Origin of the sequence: Rhodoblastus sphagnicola, assembly GCF_002937075.1 — a bacterium.
Taxonomy (GTDB): Bacteria; Pseudomonadota; Alphaproteobacteria; order Rhizobiales; family Beijerinckiaceae; genus Rhodoblastus; species Rhodoblastus sphagnicola.
This window is the reverse complement of sequence record NZ_NHSJ01000134.1, coordinates 1-16,480: the sequence shown is the minus strand read 5'-3', so window position 1 is coordinate 16,480 and position 16,480 is coordinate 1. Positions and strand designations below refer to the sequence as shown.

Here is a 16,480-nt window from a genome sequence, read left to right as displayed (position 1 = left end):
GCCGATCCTCTCAGAGTCTTGCACGATCCTATCAACTCGTGCGTATGGCCGGTGCGTCGGCGTGAAGGATCGATTAGGATCAAGACATGACAACGCCCCTCGACGCCCTTATCCCGATCGTCGATCGCCAATATCGGCGCTTTGGACGCGAGGCGCCCTTGGACGGTCTGCTGCTCACCCGCGCCGAGACGCCGAGCGGCCTGATCCGCGCGGTCTATCGCCCGTCGTTCTGTGTTGTCCTGCAAGGCGCTAAGGTCAGTATGCTTGGCGAGCAATCGTTCCGCTATCGCGCGGGTCAGGGCCTGCTCGCCTCGATCGACGTGCCCGTCACCTCACGAATCTCCGAAGCGTCGCCGGACAGGCCTTACCTGGCTTTCAGCCTCGCCATCGATCCGACAATGGTCACGGAGCTTCTGGTCGAACAGTCGACGGCGCTCGCCGACACCTCAACCGTCTCGGTGCTGACGACGACCGATCTTGACGCCGATCTGCACGATCCTCTCATGCGATTGTTCGCCCTGCTCGACACGCCGCGCGATCTCGCCGTCCTCGCGCCGTTGATCCGACGTGAGATTGTCTGGCGATTGCTCTGTGGACGATTGGGCGTGACTTTGCGTCAGATCGGCCTTGCGGAAAGCCATGCCGCGCGCATCGGTCGCGTCACCGCCTGGATCCGCAATCACTTCATGGAGGCATTGCGGGTCGCCGATCTCGCGGCGCTTGCTCATATGAGCATTCCGAGCTTCCACCGCCACTTCAAGGCGGTGACGATGCTTACGCCGGTGCAGTTCCAAAAGCAGATCCGTTTGCAGGAGGCGCGTCGGTTGCTGCTTACGGAAGGCGGCGTGGCTTCGGTCGGCTACGCGATCGGATATGAAAGCCCGTCGCAGTTCACCCGCGATTATCGCCGTCTGTTCGGCGTATCCCCGGGTCGCGACGGCGCGGCGATGCGGGCGAGCCTTACACCCGAACCAGTGCTTTAATCGAGCGACAGCGATCCGACGACGGTATCGCCGCTTGGCGGGCATTTTGAGGCCTTCGCGGATTTTGGCGACGCCGATGGATCGGGCGGCGGCTTGAAAATCTCCGCTTGCGCCTGCGGGACGAAGCGACACAGGTTCCTGACGGGCTGGACGGAGACGACCGACTGACGCCGGTCAACGTTGTGGGATCGCAAGGCGCCGATCCATTGTTCGGGCGTATCATCGGTTCGGCCCGCAACCTTCGGGGCGCGACGCCGATGCGAAAAGAGGCTTCCCATGAACAAACCGGATCTCGAACCCTTGAGCGTGGGATTGAACGACTGGCTCACCCGCCAATACGGCCGCTGCGCCGAACTCATGCCGCTCGCCATCTCGGCGACGCATGTGGTCAGGCATCGCCGCAATTACGGCCAGACCGTCCGGCCGGCGCGCGGCTCGATCGTCGCCTCGACCGATGGCGCTGAAAATCCGGACTATTGCTTCCACTGGCTGCGCGATTCCTCCATCGTCATCGATGGGTTGCGCTATCTCATCGAGGACGGAACCCTTCGCGACGAGGGCTTGAGGCTGTTCGGCGAATTCGTCGAATTCAGCCAGGGCTTGAGCCGGCTCGACGGGCGCGCGACATCCTGAAGCAGTCGCATCGCGTCGGCGGGCGTCCAGCGCAGGGGATGGAAAATCTCGCCGGACTCCACAATCTCCTTCAGCCCGTCGCAGGCTTCGCTGGCGCGGCTGACCGGCTCCAACAGTTTGAGCACATCGACCTTGGCGCTCGCGTCGGCATATTCGCGCAGGGCCGCGCCGAGCGGCGCATGCCGCAGGCTCCCCCGCCCGCACAGCGGGCTGCGGTGAAACGCAGGGCGAAACTGCGCCAGAACGCGAGGTCGGCCGGCAGGCGCCCGCCCGCTTCGGCAAGGCCGCGTTGCGCGAGCCCATGACCGGCGCCGCGCGCGAACGCCGCTTGGATCCGCGCTGCTGCTTCGGCGTTTTCGATCGTCGCCTCGCCATCCACGCTTTCGAGACGCAGCGCTCCATGGGGCGTGATGACGGCGGCGAGGGCGCGAGGGGGCGCGCAAGGAGTCGGGGGCATCCCGTTTACCTGTCACAAGCGGTCAAGGCTCCGAACCGGGGCGCGGAGGCGCCCGTTATGGCGCCGGCGTCGGGGTGGCGTTCCACAACGCGATCACGGCAACCTCAAGATGGTCGGGATCGAAACTCAGAACGCTCATCGACGCCGGGTCGAGCGAAAAATGCCGCGCTTCGGCCAGCGCCAGCCCGATCCATCGCGCGCCGAGCACGGCGCCGAACTGGCCATGCGAAAACAGCGCGATATCGCCGCTCATCGTCCTGAGCCGCGCGATCAGCCGATCCGCGCGAACGCCGACGTCGGCGGGCGTTTCTCCGTTTGGACAGCCGTCGAGAAACAGGTTCCATCCCGGCCGGCTCCCGACGATATCGACCGTGCGGCGGCCATCATAGGCGCCGTAATCCCATTCCATCAGGTCCGGGTCGATTTCAGCCTGGCTGCTGGCGCCGCAGAGTTGGCAGGTCGCGATGGCGCGAGCGCGCGGGCTCGCCAGCACGTGGGAAAAAGCCGTCGCGGCGATCCAGGGACGCAGCGCGCGCGCCTGTTGCTCGCCATGGGCGGTCAGAGGTACGTCGGTTTTGCCCGTGTGCCGGCCCGCCAGCGACCATTCCGTTTCCCCGTGCCGAAACAAGAAGATGCGCTGACGTTTCGCGATGACGTCGCCCGTCGTCAATGTCATGAAACTTCCATCGACGGGGCATATTGCCCGCGCCGCGCCGCGCTGTTGCATTTGGCGCGGTGGAGCAGCGCGCGTTGCGCGGCCTCCGTGTTGGCGTCCTTGCCGGCCCAGATCCCGAGCGCCGGGTGCTGGAGCGCGCGCGAGAACGAAAACGTCAGGGGCCACGGCGCCGCCGCGCTCGGCGCCTTGAATTTCGCATTCATCGCGTTCAGGCGGACGGAAGCGAGTTCGCCGCTCTGCCCGCCGGACAGAAACGCGATACCCGCGGTCGCCGCCGGAACGACGCGGCGAAAGGCCTGGATCGTCGCATCCGCGACCTTGTCCGCGCTCGGTTGCACGTGACAGCTCAGTCCCGGCAGGACCATGTTGGGCTTGAGAATGATCGCGTCGAGCGCGACGTTTTGAACGTAAAGCTGTTCGAAAACGGCGCGCAAAACCTGCTCGGTCGCCCGCTGGCAGCGGGCCAGCGAATGATCGCCCTCCATCAGCACTTCCGGCTCGACAATGGCCACGAGGCCCGCGTCCTGACACAAAGCGGCGTAGCGCGCCAGCGCGTGGGCGTTGGCGTCGATGCAGGCGTTTGTGGGGAGGCTGTCGCCCAAGGCGATCACCGCGCGCCATTTGGCGAATCTTGCGCCCATTGCAAAATAATCGCGAAGGCGCTCGCGCAAGCCGTCGAGACCTTCGGTGATCTTCTCTCCGGTATGGCCGGCGAGATCCTTGGCGCCGGTATCGACCTTGACGCCCGCTATGATCCCCGCGTCGGAGATGAGCTTGACGAAGGGCGTTCCATCCGCCCGCGACTGGCGGATGGTTTCGTCATGGAGGATGACGCCGCTCACGTAATCCGCGAGGCCGGGGGTGGTGAGGATCAACTCCCGATAGCGGCGCCGCGACTCCTCGGTCTGTTCGATTCCCGCCTGCGCAAACCTCTTGTTGCAAGTGCCGGGGCTCTCGTCCATCGCCAGCAGGCCCTTGGGATCGGCGAGCATCAGCCGGGCGGTCTCCACCAGATTGTTCATGTCCAACTGTCCTTGCTCGACTTTACGCGCCCCACATCCAGTTGCGGATCTCCGGCATATCCTCGCCGTGCGCGTCGATGTAGTGCTTGTGTTCGATGAGCTTGTCGCGCATCGCCTGTTTCAGATAGGCGCCCTTGCTGCCCGGATTGGGCAATTTGTCGACCACGTCCTGCACCAGATGGAAGCGATCGATGTCGTTTTGCACGCGCATGTCGAAGGCCGTGGTGATCGTGCCCTCTTCCTTGTACCCGCGCACATGCAGGTTGCGGTTGGCGCGGCGGTAGGTCAATCCGTGGACCAGCGACGCATAGCCGTGGAATGCGAACACGATCGGCTTGTCCGTCGTGAACAGCGAGTCATAGGCGATTTCGCTGAGGCCGTGCGGATGTTCCGCGCTCGGCTGGAGCCGCATCAGATCGACCACATTGATCACGCGGATTCTCAGCTCCGGCAGATGCTGGCGCAGGATGGTGACGGCCGCCAAGACTTCGAGCATGGGGGTGTCGCCGCAGCCGGCCATGACGACATCGGGTTCGCCGTCCTGGTCGTTGGACGCCCATTGCCAGATGCCGACGCCCTCGGTGCAATGGACAATGGCCTGCTCCATGGTCAGCCATTGCGGCATGGCGTGCTTGCCCGCGACGACCACGTTGACGTAGTGCCGGGTGCGCAGGCAATGGTCGAACACCGACAGCAGGCAATTGGCGTCCGGGGGCAGATAGACCCGGACGATGTCGGCCTTCTTGTTGATGACATGATCGAGGAAGCCGGGATCCTGATGGGTGAAGCCATTGTGGTCCTGCTGCCAGACGTGGGAGGCGAGCAGGTAGTTCAGCGAGGCGATCTTGCGCCGCCACGGCAGTTCCAGCGTGACCTTCAGCCATTTGGCATGCTGGCTGAACATGGAATCGACGATGCGGATGAAGGCTTCGTAGGAGTTGAACAGACCGTGGCGCCCGGTCAGCAGATAACCTTCGAGCCAGCCCTGGCATTGATGCTCGCTGAGCATGGAATCCAGCACGCGACCCTGCGGCGCCAGAAACTCGTCGTCGGCGTTTTCGCGCGCCTCCCATTGGCGGTTGGTGACCTCGAACACCTCGCCAAGAAGGTTGGAAATCGTCTCGTCGGGACCGAAGATGCGAAAGTTGCGCTGGCCCTCGTTCAGGCGCGTGACATCGCGCAGAAATTTGGCGAGCGCCATTGTGTCCTGCGCGGTCACGGCGCCTGGGGCGGGGACGGCGACCGCATGGTCGCGAAAGTCGGGCATTTGCAGGTCGCGCAGAAGAACGCCGCCATTGGCGTGCGGATTGGCGCCCATACGGCGGTCGCCCTTCGGCGCCAGAGCCGCGATCTCCGCCATCAGGGTTCCGTTCTCGTCGAACAGCTGTTCAGGCCCGTAGCTCCGCAGCCACGCTTCGAGCAACCTGACATGGTCGGCATGCGCGGCGTCAACCAGCAGGGGAACCTGATGGGCGCGAAACGAGCCTTCGATTTTCAGGCCATCGACCTGTTTCGGCCCGGTCCAGCCTTTGGGGGAGCGCAGCACGATCATCGGCCAGCGCGGCCGCGCGGGGTCGTTGTTGTCGCGGGCGTTCTGTTGAATCGCTTGGATGCGCGCGATCGCCGTTTCTACGGCCTCGGCCATCAGGACGTGCATGGTCTGGGGTTCGTCGCCCTCGACGAACAGCGGATCCCAGCCGCAACCTCGGAAGAATTGCTCAAGCTCTTCAGGCTCGATGCGCGCCAGCAGCGTCGGATTGCTGATCTTGAAACCGTTGAGGTGCAGGATCGGCAGAACCGCGCCGTCGGTTGCGGGATCGAGAAACTTGTTGGACTGCCAGGAGGTCGCCAGGGGGCCGGTTTCGGCCTCGCCGTCGCCGATGACGCAGGCGACGATCAGGCCGGGATTGTCGAAGGCGGCGCCGAAGGCGTGACTCAACGAATAGCCGAGTTCGCCGCCCTCGTGGATGGAGCCGGGCGTGGTCGGGGCGACATGGCTCGAAACGCCGCCGGGAAAGGAGAACTGCTTGAACAGCTTCTTCATCCCGGCTTCGTCTTGGCCGACATTGGGATAGATTTCGCTGTAGCTGCCCTCAAGATAGGTGTTGGCGACCAGCGCCGGACCGCCGTGGCCGGGACCGGCGATGTAGATCATGTCGAGATCGTGCAGCCGGATCGTCCGGTTCAAATGGACGTAGATGAAATTCTGGCCCGGCGTCGTGCCCCAATGGCCGACCACCAAGGGTTTGACATGGGCAAGGGTGAGCTTTTCGCGCAGCAGCGCATTGTCATAGAGATAGATTTGGCCGACCGAGAGATAATTGGCGGCGCGCCAGTAGGCGTCGAGCAGGCGCAACTCCCCCGAATCCAAGGCGGCGGCGCCTTTCGCCCGCCCGTCCCTGTCATCGATGAGATCCTGCGCTGAAACGGGAACGTTCATGTGCCGTGCCTCTCGCTGCGATCCGGTTCGACCCCCGCGCGGATGTCGTCAAACCTGCCTCAGGAGTTGATTTGCCGCCGTTGTTCGCCAGGGCGACAGACTCGGAATGTACTCAGGCCCGCGGCTCGCCCGTCCCGTTGGCGGCAGGGCGCGGCGCTCGGGCCTGTCGGCGCGGCGCGGCGCGGAAGCCCGCCATCATGAACAGGATGGCGATGCCGGCGAACGGACCGGCGCGCATGAACAGCGTCGCTTCCGTGAAATTGTGCAGCAGGTGATTGAACAGAACCAGCGCCATCATCGCCAGCGCCGGGGCCTCGGCGCGGCTGGCGCTTTTCAGCGCCGCGCCGGTGAGGGCCGAGATCGAGGACAGCGCCTGCCAGACGGCCAGCAGCATGGCGGGCAGGCCGATCACGAGCCAGAGTTCGAGATAGCCGTTATGCGCCTCGTTGATCACGCCGACATCGACATCGCCGATCCAGGTGCCGGGTTCGAGCTTGGCCAGCGGATCGTTGACGGCGCCGACATCCCAGAACGCGCCATAGCCATGGCCGAGCCACATCCGCTTGATCGATTCGCGCAAGGCGAACGCCCATAATTCGTCGCGTCCGGTGAAGGTTGGATCGGAGACGAAGGTCGTGAGAATGTCGATCCAGACGAAATCGTTGACGAGCGCGACGGCGAACAGGCCGCCCAGCGCCAAGGCGAGGGCGCCGAAGGCGAGCAGCGCGACGCGCGGGCCGAAGCGGCGCGTCAGCAGGAAGACGCCGCCCACGCCCAGGGTGAAAACCAGCAGGCCGATCGAGGTCTTGCTCTGGGTGAGGACGAGGAAAAACGCTGAAACCAGCGCGGCGCCGGCGCCGGCGATTCGGCTGGCGGCGCGGTCGCATCCCAGCGTCCAGGTGAGCGCGACGATGACGGCGATCATGCCGACCATGCCGGCGACGTTCTTTTGCGTGTAAAGCCCCCTCACGCCGATGTCGGAGACGCCGATCGCGGGGAAGGCCGCCGTGATCAGCAGGTTGAGAACGACGACGGCGGTGAGGGCGCCGACAAGCTTGGTGTGAAAGGCGCGCAGATCGTCGATGCTGACGGCGATGGCCACGGCGATCACCGCCACCAGGGCGAACATCGGCGCGCGGCGGGCCGTGAGGTCGGGATAGTCCGACCAGACGACGCTGCTCAGGCAGATGGCGAGCACGGCGAAAAAGCGCCAGTTCGCGCCGATGCAGCGTCCGGCCGCGCCCCGCCGCGCCGCCAGCAGCGGCAGCGCCAGCGCGAACAGCGCGAGCAGGACGACGCGCACCAGCGGGCTGCCCTCGACCCGCTCCGCCACCGAGGATTCGGCCAGCGGCGTCAAGCCGACGAAGGTGTATTCCACGAAGGCGAACAGCAGGATGTTGTGCAGGACGCCCACCCAGGCGGCGTCCGCGCGGAACAGCGCCGCCGCCAGCGGCGCGGCGCGAGGGAACTGGGAGGGCGTCATGGCTTGGTTCCGGCGGGCGAATCGGCCTTCAGTTTATCACGGCCGCGCCGACCGCCTCAGGGCGGCTCAAATCCGCAGCTGGCGGCCCCCCCATCCGTCTCGCCGCCTGACGGCGGCGATCCACCTTCTCCCGCAAGGGGAGAAGGAGTCCCCGCCTAACCGCTATATGCGTTCACCCGATTGCCCTGAAATCCGCAGCGTCAGGCATTTGGCCGCGCCGCCGGCCTTCATGAACTGGCCGAGCGGCAGCGCGACCGGCGTCAGGCCACGGGCGCGCAAGGTTTCGCTCAAAGCCGGGCTGGCGTCGTTCAGCAGCAGCGCGTCGCCAAGCGCCACGGCGTTGCAGCAGAATTTTACGGCGTCGGCTTCGTCCACGGCGATTCGGTGTTCCGGCGCGACACGGCTTTCGATCTCGGCCCGCGCCGCCGCGTCGAACGCGGCCGGGAAGTAAAGCAGCGCGCCGCCGGGCAGCGGACACAGGCAGGTGTCGAGGTGATAGAAGCGCGGATCGACCAGACGCAGCGGCGCCGTTGTGCGGCCGAACAGTTTCTCGACGAAAGGCGCCACCGCCGCGTCGGAGCGAAACCCGTGGCCGAGCCAGATCAGGTCGCGCGCCTCGTCGATCAGCGCGTCGCCCGCGCCCTCGAAAAACGGACCGGGCGGCGGCGTGATCACATCGAAACCGGCTTTCTCGAACCAGGCGCGGAAAATCTCTTCCTCGCCGCGCCGCTGCGGCCAGCGGAACCGGCTGAGCAGGACGCGCTTGCCAAGGACGAGCCCGGCATTGGCGGTGAAGACCAGATCCGGCAGGTTTTCGTGCGGCGCGATCAGGCAGACCTCGGCCACGCGCGCGACCGCCTCTTTCAGCGCGGTCCATTGCGCGCGCGCCGCCGCCGCGTCGGTGTGGCCGGTCTCGCCCTGCATCCAGGGATTGATGACATAGGACACGCCGAAAAAATCCGGCGGACACATCAGGACGCGCGGGCGGATGGAGGTGGTCACAGGCGACCCCGTAAGCTTGCGTGAGGATGTGCGGGAACGGCGCCGCCGGTTGCTGACGCCGAGCCTTAAATGGGGAACGCGCCCGAAAGCACAAGAGCCCGCGAACACGGGGTTCGCGGGCTCTCGGTCGAGGCGGGTCGGCTCAGGCCGCCTCGGCCTGTGGCGCCAATCGGATCAAGTGGTCGAAGGCGGACAGCGCGGCTTTGGCCCCGTCGCCCATGGCGATGATGATTTGCTTGTAGGGCGAGGTGGTGCAATCGCCGGCGGCGAACACGCCGGGCAGCGAGGTCGCGCCGCGCGCGTCCACTTCGATCTCGCCGCGCGGGCTTAAGCTCACCGTCCCCTTCAGCCATTCGGTGTTGGGAACCAGACCGATCTGCACGAAAATGCCTTCGAGGTCGAGGCGATGCTGCGCGCCGTCCTTGCGGTTTTTCCACGACAGCGCCGACACTTTCTCGCCGTCGCCATGCACTTCGGTGGTCTGCGCCGACACGAGAACATCGACATTCTTCAGCGAGCGCAGCCTGGTTTGCAGCACCGCGTCGGCGCGCAATTGCGCGTCGAACTCGATCAGGGTGACATGGGCGACGATGCCGGCCAGATCTATGGCCGCCTCCACGCCGGAATTGCCGCCGCCGATCACCGCCACGCGCTTGCCCTTGAACAGCGGGCCGTCGCAATGCGGGCAATAGGCCACGCCCTTGTTGCGGTAGTCCTGCTCGCCCGGCACGTTCATCGAGCGCCAGCGCGCGCCGGTGGAGAGGATCACGGTTTTGGCCGACAAGATGGCGCCGTTTTCCAGACGCACGCCGACGAGGCCGTCGGACCCGGCCGGGACCAGTTGCGCCGCCTTTTGCAGGTTCATCACGTCAACCGCGTAATCCTTGACGTGGCTCTCCAGCGCCGCCACGAGTTTGGGGCCTTCGGTGTGCGAGACGGAAATGAAATTCTCGATCGCCATGGTGTCGAGCACCTGCCCGCCGAAGCGCTCGGCCACGACGCCGGTGGCGATGCCTTTGCGCGCGGCATAGATCGCCGAGGCCGCGCCGGCCGGGCCGCCGCCGATCACCAGCACGTCGAACGGTTTCTTGTCGTTGAGCTTTTCGGCGGCCTTTTCGCTGGCGTTGACGTCGAGCCTAGCCAGAATCTCCTCAAAACTCATGCGGCCCTGGTGGAACGGCTGGCCGTTGAGGAAAATCGCCGGCACCGCCATGATTTTGCGCGCCTCGACCTCGCTTTGGAACAAGGCGCCGTCGATGGCTGTATGTTTTACCCGCGGATTCAACGCGGAGAGAAGGTTCAGCGCCTGCACCACATCCGGGCAGTTCTGGCAAGACAGCGAGAAGAAGGTCTCGAACACGAAATCGCCGTCCAGAGCCTTGGCCTGCGCGATCGCCTCCGGCGATTCCTTGGCGGCATAGCCGCCGACATGCAGCACGGCGAGGATCAGCGAGTTGAATTCATGACCCATCGGCAGGCCGGCGAAGGTTACGAGCGGCGCCTCGCCCGTTCGGGCGACGCCAAAGCTTGGGGTTCGCGCGTCCTTGCCGTCTGTTTTCAGCGAAATCTTGTCGGACTGCGCCGCGACATCCTCAAGCAGGGCCAGCATCTCCCGCGATTTGTCGTCATCGCCGAGGGTGGCGAGGAGTTCGATCGGCGACACGATCCGTTCGAAATAGCCGCGCAATTGAGTCTTGATGGCGTCGTCCAGCATTTTCAGCTCCTGAAGTTCACGGCGCAAAAGGCTTGGCGCGTTCTACAGCGTTATTTGTTGAGGGCGTTTGAAAAAGGCCCCGGACCGGAGTCCGGGGCCAGCCGCGGCAGAGGGGGGACCGCGGGTGAAAAGGTCAGATCTTGCGTGGCCTTAGATCTTGCCGACCAGGTCGAGCGAGGGGGCGAGCGTCTTTTCGCCTTCCTTCCACTTGGCCGGGCAGACTTCGCCGGGATGGCTGGCGACATATTGCAGCGCCTTGATCTTGCGCAGCAGCTCCTTGGCGTCGCGGCCGACGCCGCCGGCCGAGATTTCGAGGATCTGGATCTTGCCGTCGGGACCGATCACGAAGGTGCCGCGATCGGCGAGGCCGGCGTCCTCGATCAGCACGCCGAAATCGCGCGAGATGGCGTGGGTCGGGTCGGCGAGCATGACATAGTTGATCTTCTTGATCGCCGGCGACACGTCATGCCAGGCCTTGTGGCTGAAATGGGTGTCGGTCGAGACCGAGTAGATTTCCACGCCGAGCTTCTGGAAGTCGGCATAGGCGTCGGCGAGGTCTTCGAGTTCGGTCGGGCAGACGAAGGTGAAATCGGCCGGGTAGAAGAAGAACACCGACCATTTTCCCTTGAGATCGGCTTCGGTGACGGTGATGAATTTGCCCTGCTTGAACGCCTGCGCGCTGAAGGGCTTAACGTCGGTGTTGAGAAGAGACATTTGCGGCTCCGAGAAACGTTCTTTCCCGCCGTTTGGCTGGGGTCGGCCTTGCGCCGGCAAACGCAACCTAGTTGGGAGACTTCATCGAGTAAAATGCAAAAAATAACTTTTAGTGATCGGAAAAAGCGATTATAAAACGCCCGATCCGGCAAGAGTTTATTCCCCATGCGTAATCTCCCCACCCTGCGCCAGTTGCGCTTTCTCGTCGCCGTGGTCGAGCGCCGGCATTTTTCCGCCGCCGCCGGGGATTGTCTCGTCAGCCAGTCCACCCTGAGCGCGGCGATTCAGGAACTGGAGGATCTCTTGGGCGTGCGCCTGCTGGAGCGCAGCAAGCGCAAGGTGATCCCGACCGCCATCGGTCTCGCCCTCGCCGAACGCGCCAAAAACCTGCTTCGTGGCGCGGAGGAACTGGTCGAGGCGGCCGAGGCCGCGCGCGATCCCTTGTCGGGCGCGCTGCAACTCGGCGTCATCCCGACCATCGGGCCGTTTCTGGCGCCGCGCATCATGCCGATTTTGCGCGAAAAATTCCCCGAGCTGAAAATTTTCCTGCGCGAGGAGCAGAGCGCGCCGCTGCTGGCGCGGCTGAAAAGCGGCCAGATCGACGCGGCGATCTTCGCCCTGCCCTACCCCTGCGACGAGATGGAGACGGCGGAATTCGCCAGCGACCGCTTCCATGTCGTCTGCCCGCCGGGGCACAGGCTGGCGGGCCTCGCCAAGGTGCCGCCGCAGGAAATGGCCGGCGAGGACCTGCTTCTGCTGGAGGACGGCCATTGCCTGCGCGAGCATGCGCTGGCCGCCTGTGCGCTGGAGGGAGCGCGCCGCAACGCCGGTTTTCGCGGCACCAGCCTGCATACGCTGGTGCAGATGGCGGCCAATGGGCTGGGCGTGACGCTGGTTCCGGAAATGGCTTTGGCTTCGGGCATTTTGCGCGGGCTGGATCTGGCTTCGATTCCGCTGGCGGAGGAGGCCTCCGCGCGAAAAATCGCGCTGGTGTGGCGGCCGTCCTCGGGCCGGAAGGTGCTGTTCCGCCAACTCGCCGGCGTCCTCAAGGCGGATTTCGCCGCCGCTGCCGCATAATCCTGCTTAGCAGCGGTGGTCGAGCAATTCCTCGGCGTGGCCGTAGCCGCCGGTGTCCAGCAGCACGTATTCGCGCGCCTGGGCCTCGCCATAGCCGACCACGGCCAGCGAATGCGCGCCCATGTTGGCGCGCGCGCCCGGCGCCTCCTCGGCGACGATCTTGAACGGGTCGCGCTTCAGTTCGGCCTCGTCGATGCGCTTGATCCGGTAAAGGTCGCCCCACGGCGCGAGATCGAGGGTGGTCCATTTGTCGCGCGGCGGCGGCCGGCGCGCCAGGATGCGCTTGAGGCGCGAATCGATGCAGGAGACGTGGATGTGCATCTGGTCCTGGGTGCGCGACCGGCGCGAATTGATCGCCAGACCGTAATCGTCCCATGCCAGCGCGCGCCCGGCGCCGCTGGCGACATAATCGCGCTGGCTCCAGGCGTAGGTCCAGGGGTTGGGCGCGTCGGCCCGCAGCAGCAGCGGGCTTTCGACGCCGGGAATCTTGCGGATCGGCACGACCAGCACGCGGGCGTGGTCCATCGGCGCGCGCAGCACGATGAAGCCGGCGTCGCGATCGACTTTCAGGCAGGGCAGCGGCAGGCCGGTCAGCCGGTCCATGGCGGCGCAGAGATTGTGCGCCACCAGCCAGAGATCGCCCCGGTCGCTGGCGCGCGCGTCCTCCGCCCGCGTGACGCGATAGAAGGCGAGGCCGCCGAGCGCGACCGATGCGAGAAAAGCCAATGTGAGGCCGAAGCGAAGAAGGCGCGCGATCATGCGGCGGGCGGAGTCCTGATTGCGACGGGCTTAGCCTGAACGGCGAAGCCGGCGAAAATTTGATACTTCGACGCCGCCACTACCGCATGTTGGCCTTAACGGTTTCGATCAGCTGCTTGAGCGTGAACGGTTTTGGCATGAAGCCGAAATCCTCGCCCTCCGGCAGGTTCTTCGAAAAGGCGTCCTCGGCATAGCCGGACACGAAGATCACCTTGGCCTTGACGCCGCGCTTGCGCAATTCGCCGAACATGGTCGGCCCGTCCATTTCCGGCATCACCACGTCTGAGACCACCAGATCGATCCGGCCGGGATTGCCATCGACCACGCGCAGGGCGTCCACACCGCTTTCCGCCTCCAACACGGTATAGCCGCGCGAGCTGAGCGCGCGAGCGCCGAAGGCGCGCACCGCCTCCTCGTCCTCGACCAGCAGGATGACGCCGGCGCCGGTATAGTCGGCGGAGGCCTTCTTCTCCTCGACTTTCGGCTTTTCCTCCTCGACCGCGGTTTCCGCGACGGGAATGTGGCGGGTGAGGAAGATGCGGAAGGTCGCCCCCCGGCCGACGGTCGAATCGACGTAGATGAAGCCGCCGGTCTGCTTGACGATGCCATAGACCATGGACAGGCCAAGTCCCGTGCCCTTGCCGACATCCTTGGTGGTGAAGAACGGATCGAAAATCTTGTCGCGGATCTCGACGGGAATGCCGGCGCCGTTGTCCTCGACCTCGACCACGACATAATCGGCCTCGGGCAATTGCTTGTAGGCGTAGGCGGCGCATTCGGCCGCCGCGACGTTCTTGACGCGCAGCAGAATCTTGCCGCCGCCGGGCATGGCGTCGCGGGCGTTGACGACCAGGTTCATGATGACCTGTTCGAACTGGTTGAGGTCGGCCTTGACCAGCCAGAGGTCGCGGGACTGCTTGAGGTTGACCTCGATCTTCTCGCCGACCAGCCGGCGCGTGAGCATTTGCAGGTCCGACAGCACGTCGCCCAGTTGCAGCACTTGCGGGCGAAGCGTCTGGCGGCGCGAGAAGGCCAGCAGCTGCCGCACCAGGCCGGCGGCGCGGTTGGCGTTCTGCTTGATCTGCATGATGTCCTGGAACGACGGATCGGTCGGCCGGTGATTGGCCAGCAGCAGTTCGGAATAGCCCAGGATCGCCGTCAGCACATTGTTGAAGTCGTGGGCGACGCCGCCGGCGAGCTGGCCCACCGCCTGCATCTTCTGCGACTGGTGCAGCTGTTCCTCGCGGTTGCGCTCCTCGGTGGTGTCGAGCACGAACACCGAGGCGCCGCGCTGGTCGGCGTCCTCGTTGGGCGTGACGAACAGCCGCGCCGATTTTCCGGTTTCGGTCAGGGCGGCGTCGATCGGCGCATTGTCCTCGCTGCCGCTGGCGGCGTCCTGCACCGCCCGGAGCAGGCCGGAGCGATGCGCCTGGGCCACGCCGGCGAGAATGCTGCGGGCGCCGTCCGGGCCGGTGAGCGCGCCGGGCAGCAATTTGCCGAAAGCCGCGTTGGAGCGCAGGATGCTGCCGGCCCGGTCCACCGTGGCGATGGCCATGGGCGTCGAATTGAAGAAGCGCGCGAAGCGCACTTCCGCCGCGCGGGCCTCCTCGGCCGGCTCGCCGCCGGGGGAGCGATTGAGGGCCAGCGTGCGCGAGGCGCCGGGCGAGCCGTCGGCGCCGAAGGCGACGCGGTGCAGCAGCCGCGTCGGCAGGCGCAGGCCGTCGCGGCGGCGCAGGTCGAGATCGATCTGTTCGGTGCGCACGGTGTTGGGGCTGCCTGAGCTGAACTCCAGCAGGGAAGCGGAATCGTCGGCGACGATGTCGCGCAGCGCGAGGCCGCCGGTTCCGACCTGGGCGAGATCGAAATCGAGCCATTCCGCCAAAGTGGCGTTCATGTAGGAAATATTGCCGTGCGCATCGGTCGAGAAGAAGCCGGCGGGCGCGTGGTCAAGAAAATCGATGGCGTGCTGGAGTTCCTGAAACACGTTCTCGTGACGCGCGCGTTCGCGGGTGACGTCGGAAATGGTCCACAGCGCCATCGTCCTGGCGGAGGACTTCGCGCCGTGTCCGGATGCTTGTCCGGATGCTTGTCTGTATCCTGGGCGCTCCAGCGGACGCACGGAGATGCGATACCAGGCCACCTCCGCGTCGCCGACCAGGGCGGGCGTGACGCGCAATTCCTCGGCGCAGCGCTTGCCCTCGCGCGCGGCCAGGGCCAGCCGGTAGAGCGGCTCCGCCACTTCCGGCGCGCCGGCGAACAAGCGGTCGATCGTGCGCACGCCGGCGACGTCCTCGCCTTCGGCGGCGCCGGCCAGCGCGAGATAGGCGTCGTTGGCGTAGACGATCCGGGATTCGCCCTCGGTGACGAGCAATCCGTCGGGACTGGTGTCCCCCAGCAGCCGCGCGACGTCGTCGCCGGCGCGCGTGGCGCTGGTGCGCAGGAAACCGGCGGCGAACGCGATCAAACCGAGCGCGCCGACGAAGGCGAGGCTCAGCAACAGAAAAAGCAGAAACATCGGGGTCTGTTCATTGGGAAAATAGGAAAAGCCCGCCATAATCGCGAGCGAAAGGGCGGCGAGCGCCACGACCAGCAGGGGCCGGTCCGCGCGGGAACTCTGTTCGACGGCGATGTGCGGGGACTCTGGGCGCATGCCGGGCCTGTCATGAACGGGTCGGGCGAAACCGCCGCCGACCGAAAAAGCGCTGGACTCCCCAACGCGACGGCGAGAGTTTATAAGGATTCGTCACAAATAACAGCCGAAGCCGGCCGTTGGAGGCAGGGAAATTCGGCGGGAAAAACGCTGGCCACAGGGAAAATTAACCAAATTTTAACCTTTGGCGCGCGCGGGCGCCGACCGTGCGTTATAGTTTAAGGTAAATATCGTAAAGGAGCGTGCGCCGCCGATGGACGAGTTCTTGCGTAGCCATCCCTGGCTGGCCTGGGTTGGGGCCGGCCTGGCCTTTGTCATCTTTGTCATATTGCTGATGCATATGATAAAAATTTTCTTTGAGCTGCGCCGCAAGCTGCCGAATGGCGAGCGCTCGCGACAGCTGCGCCTCGGATTCGTCGAGAATTTCGACCTCGACGGCGAGCGGCAGTTGCTGCTGGTGCGCCGCGACAATGTCGAGCATCTGCTGCTGATCGGCGGTCCCAACGACGTGCTGGTGGAATCGGGCATCGTCCGCGCCGAAGTCCGCGCGCCGCGCGGGGCCTTCGAACAGGCGTCGGTCGCGCCGCCGCCGTCGCCGTCCGGGCTGGTTCTACCGCCCACGATGGCCGGCGGCCAGGATCACCTCCCGCCGCCAGCTCGGCAGGAACCGGTCGAGCGGCCGGACACGTCGCCATCGGTTCGTCCCGACTTCAGGTACGAGCCCAAACCCAATTCCAAGACCGCGTCAGCGTCCGAGCCGAAGGCGGAGCCGCTGCCGGAGATCGACCTTGAGGAGGAATTGAAGGCGGCCCTGGAGGCTTCGCCCTTCATGCCGACGCCCGAGCCGCCGACGCCCGAGCCGCCGACGCC

General features: G+C 65.5%; 12 protein-coding genes and 1 pseudogene. 4 read left to right on the top strand and 9 right to left on the bottom strand.

The genetic code is table 11. The features are described from left to right. The first annotated feature begins 86 nt into the window (after nucleotides 1-86). Nucleotides 87-983, top strand: a complete 897-nt coding sequence (locus tag CCR94_RS22185; RefSeq protein WP_104510465.1) for an AraC family transcriptional regulator — start codon at nucleotides 87-89, stop codon at nucleotides 981-983. A 276-nt stretch (nucleotides 984-1,259) separates the two neighbouring features. After that, nucleotides 1,260-1,616, top strand: coding sequence for a glycoside hydrolase family 15 protein (locus tag CCR94_RS22175; protein ID WP_104510463.1), 357 nt, complete (start codon nucleotides 1,260-1,262; stop codon nucleotides 1,614-1,616). A gap of 512 nt (nucleotides 1,617-2,128) precedes the next feature. Here CCR94_RS22175 and CCR94_RS22165 read toward each other — a convergent pair. The 7 genes from CCR94_RS22165 to ahpC all read right to left on the bottom strand — a co-directional run bounded on the left by CCR94_RS22165 (nucleotide 2,129) and on the right by ahpC (nucleotide 11,124). Next, complete coding sequence (locus CCR94_RS22165) at nucleotides 2,129-2,749, bottom strand: histidine phosphatase family protein (RefSeq protein ID WP_104510461.1); 621 nt, start codon at nucleotides 2,747-2,749, stop codon at nucleotides 2,129-2,131. Further along, the gene (locus CCR94_RS22160; protein WP_104510460.1) at nucleotides 2,746-3,771 is read right to left on the bottom strand and encodes a class I fructose-bisphosphate aldolase; all 1,026 of its coding nucleotides are present in this window, start codon (nucleotides 3,769-3,771) and stop codon (nucleotides 2,746-2,748) included. Before CCR94_RS22160 ends, CCR94_RS22165 begins: the two co-directional genes overlap by 4 nt. 22 nt (nucleotides 3,772-3,793) lie before the next feature. Continuing rightward, complete coding sequence (locus tag CCR94_RS22155; RefSeq protein WP_104510459.1) at nucleotides 3,794-6,211, bottom strand: phosphoketolase family protein; 2,418 nt, start codon at nucleotides 6,209-6,211, stop codon at nucleotides 3,794-3,796. Between the two features lie 112 nt (nucleotides 6,212-6,323). Then, nucleotides 6,324-7,694 (bottom strand): O-antigen ligase family protein, encoded by a 1,371-nt coding sequence (locus CCR94_RS22150; protein WP_104510458.1) that lies wholly within the window; start codon nucleotides 7,692-7,694, stop codon nucleotides 6,324-6,326. Between the two features lie 162 nt (nucleotides 7,695-7,856). After that, nucleotides 7,857-8,696 carry a dimethylarginine dimethylaminohydrolase family protein gene (locus CCR94_RS22145; protein ID WP_244594179.1) on the bottom strand — a complete coding sequence of 280 codons (840 nt, stop codon included), beginning with the start codon at nucleotides 8,694-8,696 and terminating at the stop codon, nucleotides 7,857-7,859. A gap of 142 nt (nucleotides 8,697-8,838) precedes the next feature. Further along, nucleotides 8,839-10,410 (bottom strand): alkyl hydroperoxide reductase subunit F, encoded by a 1,572-nt coding sequence (ahpF, locus tag CCR94_RS22140; protein ID WP_104510456.1) that lies wholly within the window; start codon nucleotides 10,408-10,410, stop codon nucleotides 8,839-8,841. A gap of 150 nt (nucleotides 10,411-10,560) precedes the next feature. Then, nucleotides 10,561-11,124, bottom strand: coding sequence for an alkyl hydroperoxide reductase subunit C (ahpC, locus tag CCR94_RS22135; RefSeq protein ID WP_104510454.1), 564 nt, complete (start codon nucleotides 11,122-11,124; stop codon nucleotides 10,561-10,563). Nucleotides 11,125-11,289: 165 nt separating this feature from the next. On the opposite strand from ahpC, the gene CCR94_RS22130 reads away from it, so the two are divergent. Further along, a complete protein-coding gene (locus CCR94_RS22130; RefSeq protein WP_104510451.1) occupies nucleotides 11,290-12,201 on the top strand; it encodes a hydrogen peroxide-inducible genes activator in 912 nt (303 codons plus the stop codon). 6 nt (nucleotides 12,202-12,207) lie between these two features. On the opposite strand, the gene CCR94_RS22125 is transcribed toward CCR94_RS22130, so the two are convergent. Then, the gene (locus tag CCR94_RS22125; RefSeq protein ID WP_104510448.1) at nucleotides 12,208-12,960 is read right to left on the bottom strand and encodes a CDP-diacylglycerol diphosphatase; all 753 of its coding nucleotides are present in this window, start codon (nucleotides 12,958-12,960) and stop codon (nucleotides 12,208-12,210) included. A 79-nt stretch (nucleotides 12,961-13,039) separates the two neighbouring features. Next, nucleotides 13,040-15,610 carry a cell cycle histidine kinase CckA gene (cckA, locus tag CCR94_RS22120; RefSeq protein WP_104510445.1) on the bottom strand — a complete coding sequence of 857 codons (2,571 nt, stop codon included), beginning with the start codon at nucleotides 15,608-15,610 and terminating at the stop codon, nucleotides 13,040-13,042. 253 nt (nucleotides 15,611-15,863) lie between these two features. On the opposite strand from cckA, the pseudogene CCR94_RS22115 reads away from it, so the two are divergent. Next, nucleotides 15,864-16,480: pseudogene (locus CCR94_RS22115) on the top strand (hypothetical protein); the annotation flags it as partial.